This window comes from Stenotrophomonas sp. FSL W7-1447 (assembly GCF_037966425.1).
GTDB classification, from domain to species: Bacteria; Pseudomonadota; Gammaproteobacteria; order Xanthomonadales; family Xanthomonadaceae; genus Stenotrophomonas; species Stenotrophomonas pavanii.
In genome coordinates this window covers 2,345,731-2,362,668 of the sequence record NZ_CP150199.1, presented here as the reverse complement: position 1 = coordinate 2,362,668, position 16,938 = coordinate 2,345,731, and the positions used below count along the sequence as shown (strand labels likewise).

15 protein-coding genes are annotated in these 16,938 nt (G+C 67.7%); 4 read left to right on the top strand and 11 right to left on the bottom strand.

All coding sequences use genetic code 11. From position 1 onward, the window contains the following. The first annotated feature begins 1 nt into the window (after position 1). The 3 genes from NSQ78_RS11075 to NSQ78_RS11065 all read left to right on the top strand — a co-directional run bounded on the left by NSQ78_RS11075 (position 2) and on the right by NSQ78_RS11065 (position 3,668). The gene (locus NSQ78_RS11075) at positions 2 to 535 is read left to right on the top strand and encodes a lipocalin family protein (protein ID WP_064238511.1); all 534 of its coding nucleotides are present in this window, start codon (positions 2 to 4) and stop codon (positions 533 to 535) included. Between the two features lie 182 nt (positions 536 to 717). Then, positions 718 to 1,344, top strand: coding sequence for a response regulator transcription factor (locus NSQ78_RS11070; protein ID WP_064239647.1), 627 nt, complete (start codon positions 718 to 720; stop codon positions 1,342 to 1,344). Next, entirely contained in the window at positions 1,341 to 3,668 is a 2,328-nt protein-coding gene (locus NSQ78_RS11065) for an ATP-binding protein (protein WP_080473128.1), read from the top strand. Before NSQ78_RS11070 ends, NSQ78_RS11065 begins: the two co-directional genes overlap by 4 nt. Here the strand turns inward: NSQ78_RS11065 and NSQ78_RS11060 are convergent, their stop codons facing one another. From NSQ78_RS11060 to NSQ78_RS11020, 9 genes are all read right to left on the bottom strand, one after another. Further along, positions 3,669 to 4,424 carry a SapC family protein gene (locus tag NSQ78_RS11060; RefSeq protein ID WP_064238510.1) on the bottom strand — a complete coding sequence of 252 codons (756 nt, stop codon included), beginning with the start codon at positions 4,422 to 4,424 and terminating at the stop codon, positions 3,669 to 3,671. Between the two features lie 110 nt (positions 4,425 to 4,534). Then, positions 4,535 to 4,807, bottom strand: a complete 273-nt coding sequence (locus tag NSQ78_RS11055; protein ID WP_005409616.1) for a hypothetical protein — start codon at positions 4,805 to 4,807, stop codon at positions 4,535 to 4,537. A gap of 297 nt (positions 4,808 to 5,104) precedes the next feature. Next, positions 5,105 to 7,141 carry an elongation factor G gene (gene fusA, locus NSQ78_RS11050; RefSeq protein ID WP_064238509.1) on the bottom strand — a complete coding sequence of 679 codons (2,037 nt, stop codon included), beginning with the start codon at positions 7,139 to 7,141 and terminating at the stop codon, positions 5,105 to 5,107. 460 nt (positions 7,142 to 7,601) lie between these two features. Beyond that, positions 7,602 to 8,351 (bottom strand): hypothetical protein, encoded by a 750-nt coding sequence (locus tag NSQ78_RS11045; RefSeq protein ID WP_064238508.1) that lies wholly within the window; start codon positions 8,349 to 8,351, stop codon positions 7,602 to 7,604. 63 nt (positions 8,352 to 8,414) lie between these two features. Beyond that, positions 8,415 to 9,176 (bottom strand): heme ABC transporter ATP-binding protein, encoded by a 762-nt coding sequence (locus NSQ78_RS11040; protein WP_049467698.1) that lies wholly within the window; start codon positions 9,174 to 9,176, stop codon positions 8,415 to 8,417. Further along, positions 9,173 to 10,216 (bottom strand): iron ABC transporter permease, encoded by a 1,044-nt coding sequence (locus NSQ78_RS11035; RefSeq protein WP_064238507.1) that lies wholly within the window; start codon positions 10,214 to 10,216, stop codon positions 9,173 to 9,175. The genes NSQ78_RS11040 and NSQ78_RS11035 overlap by 4 nt, the downstream gene beginning before the upstream one ends. Continuing rightward, entirely contained in the window at positions 10,213 to 11,259 is a 1,047-nt protein-coding gene (locus NSQ78_RS11030; protein WP_064238506.1) for an ABC transporter substrate-binding protein, read from the bottom strand. Before NSQ78_RS11030 ends, NSQ78_RS11035 begins: the two co-directional genes overlap by 4 nt. Positions 11,260 to 11,310: 51 nt before the next feature. Further along, positions 11,311 to 12,687: an ATP-binding protein gene (locus NSQ78_RS11025; RefSeq protein ID WP_064238505.1), complete on the bottom strand. Its 1,377-nt coding sequence runs from the start codon at positions 12,685 to 12,687 to the stop codon at positions 11,311 to 11,313. 122 nt (positions 12,688 to 12,809) lie between these two features. Then, positions 12,810 to 13,838 carry an alpha/beta hydrolase-fold protein gene (locus NSQ78_RS11020; protein ID WP_064239645.1) on the bottom strand — a complete coding sequence of 343 codons (1,029 nt, stop codon included), beginning with the start codon at positions 13,836 to 13,838 and terminating at the stop codon, positions 12,810 to 12,812. Between the two features lie 349 nt (positions 13,839 to 14,187). Between NSQ78_RS11020 and NSQ78_RS11015 the strand changes: the two genes are divergently transcribed. After that, positions 14,188 to 14,562: a hypothetical protein gene (locus NSQ78_RS11015; RefSeq protein ID WP_049467707.1), complete on the top strand. Its 375-nt coding sequence runs from the start codon at positions 14,188 to 14,190 to the stop codon at positions 14,560 to 14,562. Positions 14,563 to 14,634: 72 nt separating this feature from the next. Here NSQ78_RS11015 and NSQ78_RS11010 read toward each other — a convergent pair whose 3' ends face one another. Then, a complete protein-coding gene (locus NSQ78_RS11010; RefSeq protein WP_049467709.1) occupies positions 14,635 to 15,006 on the bottom strand; it encodes a DUF805 domain-containing protein in 372 nt (123 codons plus the stop codon). A gap of 96 nt (positions 15,007 to 15,102) precedes the next feature. Next, on the bottom strand, positions 15,103 to 16,380 hold the full coding sequence (locus NSQ78_RS11005) for a replication-associated recombination protein A (protein WP_210240759.1): 1,278 nt from the start codon (positions 16,378 to 16,380) through the stop codon (positions 15,103 to 15,105). Between the last annotated feature and the right edge of the window lie 558 nt (positions 16,381 to 16,938).

Genomic DNA, 16,938 nt, shown 5'->3' with positions numbered 1-16,938 from the left:
CATGCACATCCGTTCGCTGCTTCCCCTGTTGGCATTGAGCCTGTTCGGTTCCGGCTGCAGTTCCAGCGAGACCCGACCCCTGCCCCGCCCGCCCTCGGTGGAGGTGCCGCGCTTCATGGGCGACTGGTATGTCATTGCCCACATTCCATCATGGCCCGAGCGCGAGGCCTTCGACGCCGTGGAAAGCTATGCGCTGAAACCGGATGGACGCATCCAGACCACGTTCACCTATCGCAAGGGCAGTTTCGACGCCCCGCAGAAGTCGATGCACCCCGTCGGACGGGTCGAGAAGGAGGGCAACGGCGCGATCTGGGGCATGCAGTTCATCTGGCCGATCCAGGCCGAGTATGTGATCGCCTGGCTGGACGATGACTATGGCCAGACCATCGTCGCGCGCAGCAAGCGTGACTATGTCTGGTTCATGGCACGGACACCACAGGTGTCAGAGCGCGACTACCAGCAGGCGGTGCAGCGTATTGCGGCCATGGGTTACGACACCGGGAAGCTGCGGCGCGTGCCGCAGTCGGTGCGCTAGGCCGCGTTTCACGCGTGTTGCGCCGCCCTGACGATAGGTAGCGCTCATGAATGAACAAGGATCGATGGATCAGAACCATCGATCTTTAGGAATAGTCGTAAAAACGCAACGAATTCGATGTTCGACGCGACAGCGGCGCCAGAATGGCGGCCACGCCCACGGGCGCCGACCACCTCCCGCGCATGAATGGATTTCCTGCACCGCGTCGGCTCAGGCTGGCGCTTCTGGACGACCATGAAGTCGTCCGCCGCGGTACCGCCCTGCACCTCTCCGGTGACCTGCGCTTCGACATCGTCGCCAGCCATGGCTGCAGCAGCGACCTGGTCCACAGCCTGCGCTGCACGCCGGTGGACGTGGCGGTCATCGACCTCACGCTGGCCCGCGGCGATCTGTGCAGCATCGAGCTGGTATCGCTGCTGTGCCGGGACTTCCCGCGCACGTCGCTGCTGGCGTTCGCTACGCTCTCGCCCACCACCAACCTCAACAGCCTGATCGATGCCGGGCTCCACGGATTCGTCAGCAAGGCCGAACCGCTTGCCGCCCTGTCGGATGCCATTGTACGCGTGTCGCAGGGGTTGCTGCGGGTGCCGCCGGACGTCCGGCTGGCCGGCGATCGCGGCGAGCTCAGCCGCAACGAGCGCGAGGTGCTGGGCCTGCTGCTGCAGGGCCTGACCGTGTCCGAGATCGCGCTGCGCCGGCACCGCAGCATCAAGACCGTCAGTACCCAGAAGGTCGCCGTACTGCGCAAGCTGGGATTGCGCAGCGATGTGGAAATCTATGCGCTGCGCGAACGGATGGAATCGCCGTGACCCGCCCGGCACCGTTGCGCCGGCGCCTGCTGTCGATCGGCCTGCTGGCGCTGCTGCTTCTGCCCGCGGCGTCGGCCGAAGACATCCGCTCGCCGCGCTGGCTGCCGGGCAGCAGCGTGCGGGTAGCCACCGCTCCCTCGCTGCGTCCGGTGCCGTCGACGCTGATCGATGCGACAGCGCCGCCCACGCTCGCCCATGGCTACGCCAACCTCGTCGCCCGGCACGCCCAGCTCCACTTCCTGGAGCATCCCTATCCGACGACCGCCGCCTCGATCCTCGCCGTGTGCCACCACGACGCCGACCTGGTCATGGTGTTCGACGGCGCGCGACACCTGTCGCTGGCCTGCCCCGGCCTCACCGCCTCCGGCCGTTTCCGCGGCGGCGCCACGTTGGTGGCCGGACGCGCTGGCGAGTGGCTGCCGCGGCAGATGGGCGAGCTCGACGGGCAGGTCATCGCTGTCGTTGAAGGCGGGCCTTACGCCGGTTGGCTGGGCGCGCATCATCCGCAGATCCGGCTGAAGCAGATGCCTGACCGGCACGCAGCGCTGGCGGCCGTCGAATCCGGGCTGGCGGACATGGCGATCGGCATCGAGTCGACACTGCGCCCGCTGGTCCGTCGCCACTTCAACGGACGCCTGCGCCTGCAGCCATTCGACAGCGGATTTTCCACCGACCTGTACCTGCTCGTCCGCCAGGAAGACCAGCAGCTTCTCCAGCGCATCGACGAGGCATTGCGGCAGATCACGCTGGAGGAGCATGCCGGACTGCTCCATCTCTGGGCCGGACAGACGCTGCCGGCGGCGGCCGGGAGCGCCCTGGACTGGATGTGGTCAGCGCCCCCGCGCGGCTGGCTGTTGCTGGCGCCCGTGCTGATCGCCCTGCCGTTGCTGTGGCGCATGTTGCGGCATCGGCAGGCAAGCGGCAACCGGCGCAGCGCGCAGGCCATCGGGGTCATCAGCCACGAGATGCGCAATTCGGCGCAGGCGGTGCTGACCTCGATCGAGCTGCTGGGACAATCGCCCCTGCACAAAGGCGAGCGCGATCTGCTTGCGGCTGCCAGCCATGCCAGCCAATCACTGCGCGGCCTGCTGAACCGCGCACTCGATTTTTCGCGCCTGGCCAGCGGAGCGTTCAAGCCACATGCGCATCCCTGTGATATTGCCCAGGTCTGCCGGCAGGCGCTGGAGGCGATCCGGCCGCAGGCGCAGCGCAAGGGCCTGACGCTGCATCTGGATGCGCCTTCCTCCGCGACGACACTCGTCCTGCTGGATGCCGATGCCGTGCGCCAGATCGCCAGCAACCTGCTGGCCAACGCGGTGAAATTCAGTGACGTCGGCGGCATCGAGCTGCGCCTGCAGCTCACGCCCGCCGCGCGGCCGCGGGAACTGCTGCTGGAGGTGATCGACAGCGGCATCGGCATCGAGCCGACCCAGGTCGCCACGCTGTTCCAGCCATTCCAGCAGGGCAGCGGCGGCCACCAGCGCGGCGGAACGGGCCTGGGGCTCTCCATCGCGCGCGAGCTGGCCCGTGCGATGGGAGGCGACCTGACCGTGCACAGCGTGCTGGGGCGCGGCAGCCGCTTCATCCTGCGCCTGCCGACCGGTCCGGCGGACAGCGGTGAGGACGTCGAGGACATGCCCGTCGGCGGCACGCCGCTGGCCGGCGTGCAGCTGCTGCTGGTCGAGGACCATGCGCTCAATCGCCACGTGCTTGCCACGCAATTGCAGCGCTGGGGCGCAGAGGTATGTGCGCTGGAGGATGCAGCCAGCGCCCTGGCCGAACAGATGCGCCAGCCCCGCGCTGCCGCACTGATCGATATCGGCCTGCGTGGCGTCGATGGCCATGCGCTGGCGCGCGAACTGCGCCGCCAGGGTGGGCAACCGCCGCGCTTGATCGCGCTGTCGGCGCGCACCGGCCGCCGTCACCGCGCACGCTGCCGCCGCTCGGGCTTCGACGCGGTGCTGACCAAGCCACTGCGCGCCGCCCAACTGCTGGCTGCGCTCGGTATTGCGGCGCCGGAGGGGCTGGATGCAGTGCCGCCGGTGGCTGCAATGGATGCGGCCTATGACGCGGATATCCGCGAAGAGCTGAAGAAGATCGCGCAGGCCATCGGCCGCGCCGACGCACCCTGCTTGGGCCACCACGCACATCGCCTGCAGGGCACGCTGCAGATGCTGGGGCGACACGCGCAGGCGCCCCTCGCTGCGCAGCTGGTCGATCTGGCACATGACGCAGCGCCGGACTGGGCCGGCGCACGTCGTCTGCTGGACCTGTTGCAGCCCGGACAGGGTTCCCGCGGTGCGGGAACCCTGCAGGCGCCGTGATCAGGCCGCCAGGCGCTCGACCTGGCGACGGGTCAGGTCATTGAAGCGACCCAGCGACATCAGGTGCTGGTGGATCAGCGCCAGCCAGCCGCTGCGGTGCCACTCGACCACGGTCGCTTCCGGCAGCGCAACGAACTTCTCGACGTCCACGACCAGGAAACCATTGAGGTTGAACTCGCGGCCATCCGGGGTCCGCACGGTGGCGTTGCGCTCGACCAGCAGGCCGTTGTCGGTCAGGGCCTTGGAGAAGGCCAGGGTCTGTTCGTGTTCGCGGGTGTACTGGCCGCAGAACTCCAGCGCCTGCTGCACCATCTCGGTGGCCTTGCCGTCAACGAACAGCGGCTGGCCTTCTTCGCCGCCCTTGACCACGCGCGGGCTGTCCTCGTCGATGCCCAGCAGGAAGTCATTGTCCGCGCCGGTGTCGATGAAGATGAAGGGGTGGCGGCGCAGATAGGCCGGGATATAGGCCTCGTCTTCCCACAGCCCGTCCTTGATGAACAGGTTCTGGTCGGACACGCCCACCGCAGCCATCGGGACCGCGCCCGGGCCGGCGAACAGGATCGGGAAGTGGTGCAGCGCCAGCGAGAACTCGCCCAGCACCAGCGGAATGGCGTTGTTGCCGGCGGCGAACTCGAGCTTGCCCGGCAGGATGCGCAAGTCGGCGTGCACATCGGCCTGCAGCGGCACCGGACGGGTATAGAACAGGGGAGCGCCGCTCGGCGCCGCTTCGGTGGTGGTGTCGCTGGTGGTGGTCATCTTGGGAACCGTTCGATCATGCGCGCCTGCCATCCCGGGCACGCCAGCGGGAACAACCTGAATCCCGCATTATCAACAAGCACGATGACAACGGCCACCCCGCCGGCAAACTATTTCAGCTGCAACGGATAGCGCTGCCAGAGCACGTGGACCAGGAATCCGGCCAGCTCGGTGTCGCGCGCGCTCACTGCGGCGCGGATCTTGTCCAGCAGCACCATGTCGCTGCAGGAGCGGACGTCGGCGTGGTTGGCCTGCCCTGCCCTGCGCGCACGGTAGCGCGCGGCCCGTTGCGCATCGCTCATCGCGTACCCGAACTTGGGCGGACGACCGCGCTTGCGCGGCAGGGTCAGCTCCAGGGTTCCGGGGTCTTTGTCATCACGCATGGGCAGGGTGCGGGCGGCGGCGAGCAACGGGGGGTGCGCAATTTATCGTGAGGCATCACTTTAATCCAGCGTTTTCTGCACTTTTGTTGCGATGCAGTGCAAAAATCGCGCCGCCAGCACTCCCTCCAGGCATGGCGTGAATCTACTGCAGAGCTCGCGACCCGCTCACCCGGCAGCGCCACGCCATGCGTGGATGCGGAAACCCGCCAGCCCATGGTAGATCCGCGTCATGCGTGGATACGGAAATCCGGACGCACAGAAAAAAGGGAGCCCGCGAACGGGCTCCCCTCACTTTCCTCATGCCGCGCGTACCGGCTCGTAGCCATGCAGGTGCGCCTCGCTGCTCGCGCGTCCCTGGCTGAGCGAGCGCAGCGAGGTCGTATACCCGACCAGCTGCGCCAGCGGTGCGAAGCCGCTGACCTCGGCGCGACCGTCCTGGTCCTCGATGCGGGCGATGCGGCCATGGCGACGGTTGAGGTCGCCGACCACGTCACCCACCGACGCCGACGGCGAATGCACCGTCACCGCCATCACCGGCTCCAGCAGCTGCGTGCCACCCTCGGCCAGCGCCGCCTTGATCGCCTCGGCACCTGCACGATGGAACGCCATCTCCGACGAGTCCTTCGCATGGGTCTGGCCATCCACAAGCGTGACCTCGATACCCACCACCGGATGCCCGTGCGGGCCTTCCGACAGCGCAGCCCGCACGCCCTTCTCCACCGCTGCGATGAAGCTGCGCGGCACCACGCCACCGACGATGCGGTCATTGAACACCACCTGGTCGTCCTCGCGCGGCGATACGTCCAGCACCACGTGCGCGAACTGGCCCTGGCCACCGGTCTGCTTGACCAGCCGCCCGACGACACCGGTCATCGGGCGCATCGGCGTCTCCTGGTAGGCCACGCGTGGCGCACCCACGCCTACATCGACCTTCCACTCGCTGCGCAGGCGCTCGACCATCACTTCCAGGTGCAGCTCGCCCATGCCCCAGACCAGGGTTTCACCCGTTTCCCGGTCCGTTTCCACACGGAACGAGGGGTCTTCCTGGGCCAGGCTGGCCAGGCCCTGCGCCATCCGGATCAGGTCCGCCGCACGCGCCGGCTCCAGGCGCCAGGCCAGCACCGGCGCCTGGGCCTGGATGTTCTCCAGGCGCAGCGGGCGTGCACGACTGCTCAGCGTTTCACCGCTGACCGCATCCTTCCAGCCCAGCACCGCGACGATGTCCCCGGCCGCGGCCTGGTCGATGTCGTGGGTCTGGTCGGCCTGCACCCGCACCAGCCGGCTGACCCGCCGACCCTGCGGATGCTGCGAACTGGCTACCGCGTCGCCCACCTTCAAGCTGCCCGAGTACAGCCGCACGAAGCTCAGCGCGCCGTGCTGCTGGTGGGTGATCTTGAACAGCAGGCCGGCCAGCGGACCATCCGGGTCCGGCGGCAGTACCACCTCGCCGTCATCGCTTTCGGCGCTGACGGCAGGGCGATCCAGCGGCGACGGCAGGTAATCGACCACAGCGTCCAGCAGCGTCTCGATACCCTTGTCCTTGAACGCGGCACCAGCCAGCACGGGCACGCCCGCACCGGCGAGCGTCGCCCGGCGGATCGCCGCGCGCAGCGCCCCGGCATCGATCACGCGACCTTCCAGCCAGGCATCGGCCAGCTGCTCATCGTGATCGGCCACGGCTTCGACCAGCGCATCGCGCTGCGGCTGCCACTGCGCACGCGCCGCGTCGTCCCACGCGATGATGGACGCGGCCGCACCGTCCTGCCACTGCAGCACACGCTCGTCGACCAGGTCGACCCAGCCGTTGAAGCCGCTTTCGCTGCCCAGCGGAACGCCCAGTGCCCATGGCCGCGCCTGCAGCTTGTCCTGCAGCTGCTCCAGTACGCGCTCGAACGAAGCGCCGACGCGGTCCATCTTGTTGACGAAGGCGATCAGCGGCACGCGATGGCGACGCGCCTGGCGCCACACCGTCTCGGACTGCGGCTGCACGCCGTCCACGGCCGAGAACACGGCCACGGCACCGTCAAGCACCCGCAGTGAACGCTCGACTTCGATGGCGAAGTCGATGTGGCCGGGGGTGTCGATCAGGGTCAGCCGATGCGGCGGCAGGTCGCGCGGCGCCCACTGCGCCTGCACGGCGGCCGCGCCAATGGTGATGCCACGTTCGCGCTCGATCGCCGAGAAGTCGGTGGTCGCGTTGCCGTCGTGTACTTCGCCGACGCGGTGGATCTCGCCGCTTTTCCACAGCAGGCGTTCGGTCAGCGTGGTCTTGCCGGCGTCGATGTGGGCAATGATGCCAAGGTTGCGACGGCGGGAAAGGACTTGGGTGTTCATGAGAAAGGTTCCTGCAAAGCCAACTTCGGGGGCCGCGCCCCCCGGTTGGCGACAGGGTGCGCGGCTAGCGTTCGGTCTCGGCGATCTGGTGCATGGCACGTTCTCCTTTGCGGTACTGAGTAGCGTCGGCTGGGTAGAGTCGACTGTTAGTCGACTCGCGGGAAATTAGTCGAGTACAAGAATCAAAAACGAAAAGAGCGCCCCGGAGGGCGCTCTGTCGAAGGTCCAGCGATGGCCGTTTCAACGGCCTCGTGGGGCTCCAGGCAGACACGCCCGTTCCGCGCTTGCGCGGGTCAGGGTGAAAAACTTCAGGAGCGGCATCCGGTTCATGGCGCGCATTGTAGACCTGCCAATCTGGCGCGCAAGTGAATATTGCACACACAGATGGAACGATGAGGCCGGCCGGCATCAGGGTCAGATCCCTTTGCCCCTGGCAAAGGGATCTGACCCCTCTCAGCCTTTACTTGCAGCCGTGCAGCGTGCGCGCCTCGGCCACGGTCGCCGCTTGGTCATCTCCCATCGACATCCACCCCTTCAGCGACGTCGCCGGGTCCATGTGCGGCAGCCGCGGGCCGCCATGGATCACCACCTCGGTCCAGCTACCGACCGGGGCCAGTTCGGACAGGCGTGCCGCCTGGTCATCTTCGGTGCTGAACGTGTCGTCCGGGCTCGCCGGGGGCGTCGTGTTCACGGTCGCGGTCTTGCGGGAATGCACGCGTAGCGCGCCGCCCGGCATGCGCTGGGTGGTGATGTCGTAGCGCTCGATACCGTACGCCCAAGGATTTTCGCCAACGCTGCGGGTCTCGCTTCCGTCATCCGCCACCGCCACCACCTCGCCCGCCGGGCCGACCAAGCCCGCGACGGCGCCCAGGCCGGACATCAGCGCCTGGTAGACGATCATCTGCCGCTGCTCGGTGCTCAACGCAGCGGCCTTGAGCTTGGCAGGGGGAATCTGCAGGTACGCCGCCTCCTTGCAAAGCACCAGCACCTGCTGGCCGTCCCAGCTCACGGACATTTCCTCGTTGGCGAAGTACTGCGTCCGGATGGACGCAACAGGGGAGCCCGCGCCAGCGGAATGCCGGATCTCGATCAGCGAGGCATTCTCCGCTGCATCGGTCAGCGAAACCGGCGAGGTGGAAGCCGCAGTCGCAGCGCCTGCGAAGCCAGCCAACACGGCAAGCACAGTGCCGCGCGAAATGCTACAGATCATTGCATCAGTCCATTGAGGGAATACCGGCCGGACATGATACGCGGCGACGGCGGCAGATCCGGCCTATGTCACCACCACCAGTGGCACCCCGCGCCGCGGATGCTCCAGCACCACCACATCCTGCTGGTAAACCCGCTGCAGGTTGTCTTCGGTCAGCACCTGCAGCGGCGTGCCATCGGCCGCCACCCTGCCCTGCTCCAGCAGCACGATGCGGTCGGCATAGCCGGCGGCCAGGTTGAGGTCGTGCAGCACCACGATCACGCACGCACCGGCTTCGGCACAGGCACGCACACTGCGCAGCGTGCGCTCCTGGTGGCGCAGATCCAGCGCGGCGGTCGGTTCATCAAGCAACAGCAGCGGCGTGTCCTGCGCCAGCACGCGCGCGAACGTGGTGCGGGCGGACTCGCCACCGGACAGCTGCTGTACTTCGCGCAGGCGCAGCGCCTGCAGTTCGGCGGCATCGATGGCAGCTTCCACCTGAGCATCGTCCACACGCGGATCCGGCGGATGCGGCAACCGTCCCATCGCCACCACTTCTTCCACGCTGAAGGCGAAGCGCACGCCATGCTCCTGCGGCATCACCGCGCGCTCGCGTGCCAGCGGCCCCGCCTTGTAACTGGCCAACGGCTTGCCCAGCAGGCTCACCTCACCCACGTCGGCACGCAGGTCACCGGCAGCCACCGCCAACAGCGTTGACTTGCCTGCGCCGTTCGGGCCAACCAGCGCGGTCACCGTGCCCGGCTCGAACGCGAGCGAGATGCCATGCAGGATCTCGCGCTGCTGGCGGCGCACCACCACCTCGTGCAGCTTCAGCAGCACGCTCATGGCGCCGCCTTGCGGCGCTGCTGCAGCACCAGCCAGAGGAAGAACGGTGCGCCCAGCGCGGCCGAGAACAAGCCCAGCGGAATCTCTGCCGGCGGGTCGAGCGTGCGTGCAGCGGTGTCAGCCACCACGATCAGCAGCGCACCCAGCAGGCCGGACAACGGCAGCAACCAGCGATGCCCGGGGCCGACCAGCAGGCGCGCGACGTGCGGCACCACCAGGCCAACGAAACTGATCGAGCCGGCAAACGCCACCGCTGCGCCCACCAGCAGCGCACTGAACGCCACCAGCCGACGTCGCGTGCGGGTGACATCCAGCCCAAGGTGCTGTGCCTGGCGTTCCCCCAGTGCCAGCATGTCCAGCGGCGTGGCCAGCCGCTGCAGCGCAAACACGCCAATCGCAAACAACGGCACCACGGCTGCCACATCGGCCCAGTTGGCGCGCGCCAGCGAGCCCATCTGCCAGAACACCAGCGACTGCAGCTCGCTTTCGCTGGCGATGTAAGTAAGGAAACCGATCAGCGCCGAGCAGAACGCGGCCATCGCGATGCCGACCAGCAGCAGCGTGGCATTCCCACTGCCTTTGCCGGGCCGGGCCAGCGCATAGGTCAGGCCGATCGCCAGCGCGCCGCCGACAAAGGCTGCCACCGGCACCAGCCAGCCGGCCGCACCGGCAGCGCCGAGCACGATGGCTGCCACCGCCCCCAGCGCAGCACCCTGGCTGACACCGACGATGCCGGGGTCCGCCAGCGGATTGCCGAACAGGCCCTGCAGGCTGGCACCGGCCATCGCCAGCGACGCACCCACCATTGCGCCCAACAGGGCACGCGGAATGCGCAGCTGCCAGACCACGGCCAGGTCGCGACTGCTGACTGCCTCTGGGTCAAGCAGGCCCAGCTTCACCGCCAGTGCCTGCATCACCTCCAGCGGTGGCAACCGCAACGGACCCACGGCGAACGACGCCAGCACTGCCCCCAGCAGTGCCAGCAACGCCACCATCAACATCGCCCGCCCGCGACGGCGGCGCCGATCCGCCGGACTCATGCCTTCGGCAACGCCGCCAGGGCCTTGGCCAGCGCCAGCGCGCCCGCACCAGAACCCACGCTCGTGTACTTCAGCTGCACATCCGGCATCACCCAGACCCGATTGGCCTGCCCGGCCGGGGTCTGCTTCAGCGTCGGGTACGCCTTCCACAGGCCTTCGGCACCGCCGAACAGCTGCAGGTCATGCTCGGTCACCAGGATCACCTCCGGCGCCGCCGCGACCACGCCCTCATTGCTCAGCTGCGAGTAGTTCTTCACCCCGGCCTCGGTACCGATGTTGATGCCGCCGGCCAGGGCGATCAGCTGCGCCGACGCGCTGTCGGCACCGGCAACAGTGGGCGAGCCGCCAGCGCCGGTGGCCGAGACGTGGATCAGTCGTGGCGCATGGCCCAGGCCCTTGCCAACCGCTGCAGCCTCATCGAGCTGGCGCTGCACCTGCGTGGCCAGTGCTTGCCCCGCTTCGGCCAGCCCTAGTGCGGCGGCGACCTTGCGCACCTTGTCCGGCGCCGGCTGCAGGTCATCGATGACCACCGCTGGCTCGCCGACCTCGCGCAGCTTTTTCGCCAGCTCGGTGTGGCGGCGCAGGCTGTTGCCGAGGAACAGCGAGCCCTGCAGGCTCAGCACGCCCTCCACGCCGGTGGTGCGATTGAACAGGAACTGGTGCGGCGCGGCCAGGCCAGCCTGCGTGGTGGTGTTGGTTGGTGCCGCGTACACCTGCTGGCCCAGGCCCAGCGCCTCGATCACCGCGATGACGTCGTCGCCGCCGGCAATGATCCGGCGGGTATCGGTCACCTCGATATCGGCGCCGTCATCGGAATGCACTCTGGCCGGCAGCACGGCCTTCTGGTCGTGCACCGCCGGCATCTCGGCACCGGCCACGCGCTGCCAGCCTGCCGGCAACGCGGTGTCCGCAGCGGCGGTTGCGGCGGGCGGCTCGGCGGCCTTGTGGCCATCAGGCGGTGTCGACGAACCGCTACAGGCGGCCAGCGCCAGCGAAACAGCCAACGGAAGCGCACACAGGCGCAGACGGGACGCGATGTTCATGCTCGTTCTCCTTGCTGGCAGGGCGACGTGCAGGCCGCCCCGCCCTGTGACTTACTGCTTCGGGGTAATGCGGGTGATGCGGTCACCCTTCGGGTCCTCAGCGCCGCGCGACTTGTTCACCGCGAACACGTTGCCCTTGCCATCGGCGCGGACATGGTTCGGCAGCGTGCCGCCATCGAGGTTGGCAACCACCTTGCCGTCACCATTCACCACGGTGACCGTGCCGGCGCCCCGGTTGCTGACGTAGGCCAGGCCGGAGGCATCATCGAAGGCGACGTTCAGCGCGCCGGCGCCGACCGGCACGTCGTGCAGCACCTTGCCTGCGGCCACATCGACGATCAGCAGGTTGTCGGTGCCCTGGGAGGCCACGTACAGGCGGTTGCGTGCCGCGTCGAAGGCCACGCCCGAGGCACTGATCGAATTGCCGAGGTCGATGACCTTCTCGACCTTGCCGCTGGCCACATCGATCACCGCCGCTTCCGGGGTGCCGATGCTGACGGTGAACAGCTTGCCGCCCTTCTCATCCAGCACCAGGCTCATCGGGGTGAACTTCCCGTCATCGACGCCGGATTCGAGCGTCACCGGCGGCAGTTCCTTGAAAGTCCTGGCATCGAACACCGACAGGTGGTCTTCACCCGTGGCCGAGGCGAACACCTTGCCGCGGGTGCCATCGACCACCACGTCGCGCGCGTGCGGCACGGCATCGACCGGGAACTGATGGACCAGCGACAGGTCCTTCTGGCGATAGACCGCGATCGAGTTCTGTCGGGTATTGGTGACCCAGACATTGCCGTGGGTGTCATCCACGCCCACACCGTAAACCGCGTAGACCGCACCATGGGTGTTGCCCGGCACCTTCGCCGGGGTGATCGCCCGGGTCACCTTCAGCGACGTCGGGTCCAGCTTCAGCAGCTGCGACTGGGTCACCGGCGGGCGCCCCACCGCCGAGGTCACGAACACCGCATTGCTGGCGGCGCTGTAGGCGGACTGGTACAGGCCGGGCACCAGCTTGCTGGACTGGGTGGCGAACTGCGCCTGGCCGGACAGCGGCAGCTGCGGCGACACGCGCAGCTTCAGCACCGTCGCTGCGGCCGGCTGACTGGCGCGCACCACCACCGGGTGGGTGCCCGGCACCGCGTCAGTCGGAATGCTCAGCTGGGTCTTGAAGTTGCCATCGGCATCGACCACCAGCGGCTGCGCGTTGAGCACGCTGTCGCCACGCAGCAGGCTGACCTTCTGGCCCGGCACGAAGCCACGGCCGACCACCTCGGCGGTGCTGCCAGGAACGACGTTCTCACCGCGTGAGACGACCTCACCCTTGAAGGTGGCGTTGGCCGGCTGGTCGAACACCGGCTGCGCGGTGGCGGTCACCGCCAGCAGCAGGCCGGCAGCAAGAGTGGTAAGACGGAAAGACGGACGGAACGACATGGCAGGCTCCTTGCACACGTAGGCCGCGCCACGTGGCGCGGGATTCATCGGTTGCCTGGGCCGCTGCACGCCGGCAGCCTCGCCTGGGTGGTGGGATCGCACGGCATCGCGTGCGGGTCGGCTCACTCGGCGGCGTTGTCACCGCCATTGGGTGCGCCATCGCGGGTACTACGATCGGTTACGCCGTACAGCTCGTGCAGCGCCGCGTGGAACGAGGCGGGCAGCATCGGGCCATGGCCCAGGCCAGGAAATTCCCGGTAGCGCACGCTCAGGCCCGGCACTTTGCCCAAGCGCTCGGCCAACTGCATTGCCGCGTCCGGCGTGGCGCCACCGATACGGCGCAGGTGCGCCACCACGCGCGGATTGGTCAGGTCACGCTTGCCGCGATCGCCGACGCGCTCGGCGCCGCCCAGCATCAGCCACAGGCTGGCCTGCTGGCCGTGCACGTTCTGCACGAACTGCTGTTCCGGATCACCCAGCGCCGCACCCTGGCTCCACCACAGCGACGGGCTGGCCGCCAGATAGGACTGGAAGGCGGCGGGACGCGTGTACAGCGCATGGAGCACGAACAACCCGCCCAGCGAGTGCCCCCACAGCGCTTGCTGCTGCGTATCGATGCGTGCGCGACGCTCGACCTCGGGCTTGATGCGGCGTTCGATCACATCCAGGAAGGCCGCGGCGCCACCGCCGACCGCCTGGGTTGTGCCGCCCTCGTCGTCGGCACGGTCGATCCACGCGGTGTAGTCGCGGGTGCGCGCCTTGGAATCGATGCGCAGGTCGTTGTCGTAGCCGATCAGCACCAGCACCGGTGGCGCCTTGCGCGCGGCCAGTTCGGCCAGCAACGGCTGGTCCAGCACCATGGCCACCGCATTGCCATCCAGTGCGTACAGCACCGGCGAGGGCGCCTTGCCAGGCTTGACCGGGATCGCCAGATTCACCCGCCAACGGCGCTGCTGGTCCGGGCTGTCCACCACGAAATGCTCGAAGCGATAGCTCGCCGCCGGCTCGTCGAGCACGGTGTGGCCGATCTTCTGCAGCGGATTGCGCTGCTGGGCATGGGCGTACGGGGTGACCAGGAGCAGAGCCATCATCAGGGCGGCCAGGCCGCGGGCCAGCGGGCCACGGCGCGAAGGCGGGACGAAATGCTTCATCAGCGGCGGCAGACGCGGCACGGGGCCGCCGGTTCACAGGGGACCGCAGTCTACCTTAAACGCGAATGATTATCACATCGATCAAACGTCACGCTGTGTATCACGCGCGCGATGCGTTCATTTTCCCGGTTGCGCCGGAAACACCGGATCCACTATTTTCCCAGGCGCCGGGGCGCAGGAGCGCCCCGCCCTCGCAGGGCTGCGGATGGATGGGTGATCGAGCCATCGGCCGCGCCCTGTCCATGGCTGCCCGCCTCCACGCGTGGCGTGGATCTGCCGACCATCCTCCGCGCATGACGCGGAGGTCACCACCACCCACGGGAATGGATCCCGTGACTGCGAGAACACCTTGAAGCGCACCGCCCTGATCGCCCTTTCCCTCGGCCTGCTTGCACCGCTGGCTGCCCATGCCGCACAGGACCTGCCAACGCTCTACCAGGCCTTTGAAGAAGCCGGCAATTCGTCACTGGGCATGGACCAGCTCAACCAGACGGTGACCTTCACTGCCGTAGCCCTGAGCGTTTCCAGCAACCTGGCGGGCGAGCCGCTGATCGAGGCCGGCGACGACCAGGGCAATGTGCTGGCCCGGCTGACCAGCGACGACGAACAGCAGGCGGCCAAGCTGGGCGCGCTGGAAGAAGGCGCGACGTTCACCGCCAGCTGCACGCTGCAGTTCAGCTCGGGCACCGACTACCTGTCCTTCGGCGACTGCACCATCAAGTAAGGACGAAGCCGGCGAAATGCCGGCTTCATTCTGCCGCCCTGTAGCGTCGAGGCACGCTCGACTCGCGCCGTGTCACGGTCCCGAAGGCACCGGACCGTATGCATTCTCCTGCGGCGTGCCCGGCAGCAGCGCGAATACGAAGATCACCAGGCCACCGAACGGAATGAAGGCCAGCAGGTACATCCAGCCCGACTGATTGCAGTCATGCAGGCGACGGACGGTCACCGCGATGACCGGCAGCACGGTGGCCAGCCAGAACACGACGAACAGGATGATCGACGCAATGCCGAGGACGTCGGACTGCATCACCAGCCCGGCAACGAGCGGCACCATCAGTACGGCCGACACGATCAACAGGAACAGCTGGAACATCCAGTACTCGCGACGGTTGGCACGACCCTCGAACTGGGCGTAACGCTTCAACGGCAGAATCATTTCCTGCACGGCATCGATCCTTGAAAAAGTGGCCGCGCAGTGTGCCAAAGACCGGCGGCGGGAACAATGCAGCGTCGAGCATGGCTCGACCCTCCATAAGCCGGCTCAACGGCCCTTCGCGGCCCTCGCCGCTTCACGCTCGGCACGCAGCCGGTCCAGCTTTTCCTTCAGCTTGATTTCCAGGCCGCGCGGCACCGGGTTGTAGTACACCCGTTCGCCCATCGCGTCCGGAAAACCGGTCTGGTCCAGCGCGATGCCTCCTTCGGCATCGTGGTCGTACTGATACTCAGCGCCATAGCCCAGCTCCTTCATCAGCTTGGTCGGCGCATTGCGCAGGTGCAGCGGCACCTCTTCGGTACCGCTCTGACGCACGTCAGCCTTGGCCTGATTGAAGGCCGCATAGCCGGCGTTCGACTTGGCAGTGCTGGCCAGGTACAGCACCAGCTGCGCGAAGGCGAGTTCGCCTTCCGGGCTGCCGAGCCGCTCGTAGATGTCCCAGGCTTCCAGCGCCATGCTCTGCGCGCGCGGATCGGCCAGGCCGATGTCCTCGATGGCCATGCGGGTCAGTCGACGCGCCAGATACGACGGATCGCAGCCGCCATCGAGCATGCGGGTCAGCCAGTACAGTGCGGCGTCCGGGTTGGAACTGCGTACCGACTTGTGCAGTGCCGAGATCTGGTCGTAGAACTGCTCGCCGCCCTTGTCGAAGCGACGGGTGCGATCGGCCAGCACCTGGGTCAGGGTCTGCGGCGTGATGCGCCCCCCCTCCCCGCCCGCCAGTTCGGCGGCGATCTCCAGCAGGGTCAACGCACGGCGCACGTCGCCATCGGCGGCGGTGGCGATCTCCAGCAGCAGTTCGGGCGCGACCTCGATGCGCTCTTCGCCCAGGCCGCGCTCGCGATCCCCCAGCGCACGTTCCAGCGCTTCGACGATATCGGTCGGCGAAACACCTTCCAGCACATGCACGCGGCAACGCGACAGCAGCGCGGAGTTCAGCTCGAACGACGGATTCTCGGTGGTGGCGCCGACGAACAGGATCGTGCCGCGCTCGATGTGCGGCAGGAATGCGTCCTGCTGCGCCTTGTTGAAACGATGCACCTCGTCCACGAACAGCACGGTGCGCCGGCCCTCCGCGAAGCGTTGCGCGGCTTCGGCCAGCACCTGGCGCACCTCCGGCAGCCCGGACAGCACGGCAGAGATGGCACGGAACTCCGCATCGGCGTACTCGGCCAGCAGCAGCGCCAGCGTGGTCTTGCCGCAGCCCGGCGGCCCCCACAGGATCATCGAATGCACGCGACCGGATTCGACCGCGCGGCGCAGCGCGCTGTCCGGCGCCAACAGGCGCTTCTGCCCGACCATTTCGTCGAGGGTGCGCGGGCGCATGCGCTCGGCCAGCGGGCGCAGGTGCTCCCGATCAACGCTCAGCAGATCGGGACCGGGGAAGGAAGTGGAGCGATGTCTTGGCACCCGCTTATTGTACCGCGAGAGCGTGACGGCGATTCCGGTAGTGCCGGCCGCTGGCCGGCAAACCAAATGCGTATCAACCAAGGTGACACCTCCCAAAGGAGGCGGCGCCGGGCCATGTAGGCGGGAAACCGTGGATTTGCGCTCTTACCAAGGTCGTCAAAGGCCTGACAAAACTCTGGCTGCATTGTGGCGAGTTCGGCTTAGCCGGGCAGCGTGGCCTGAGTTGTGCCCGGCGCTAAAACACGTGGAAGCGCGCGGGAACTGACGATGCCAAGTGGCTGCGGACTCGCGGAAGACGAGATCGGCGCTTCAAGCGGGCGGCTCGACGTAAAAGTTGAAGGCCGAAACACCCAGCGAGCCGACGTTGCTTAATTATTAGGCCAGCGGGCCAACCTTAGGACCACGACTCACCACGAAAGACGACACGCAGTTTGACGCCGTATCCAATACGCCCATTCTTTAGAAAATTGCGCC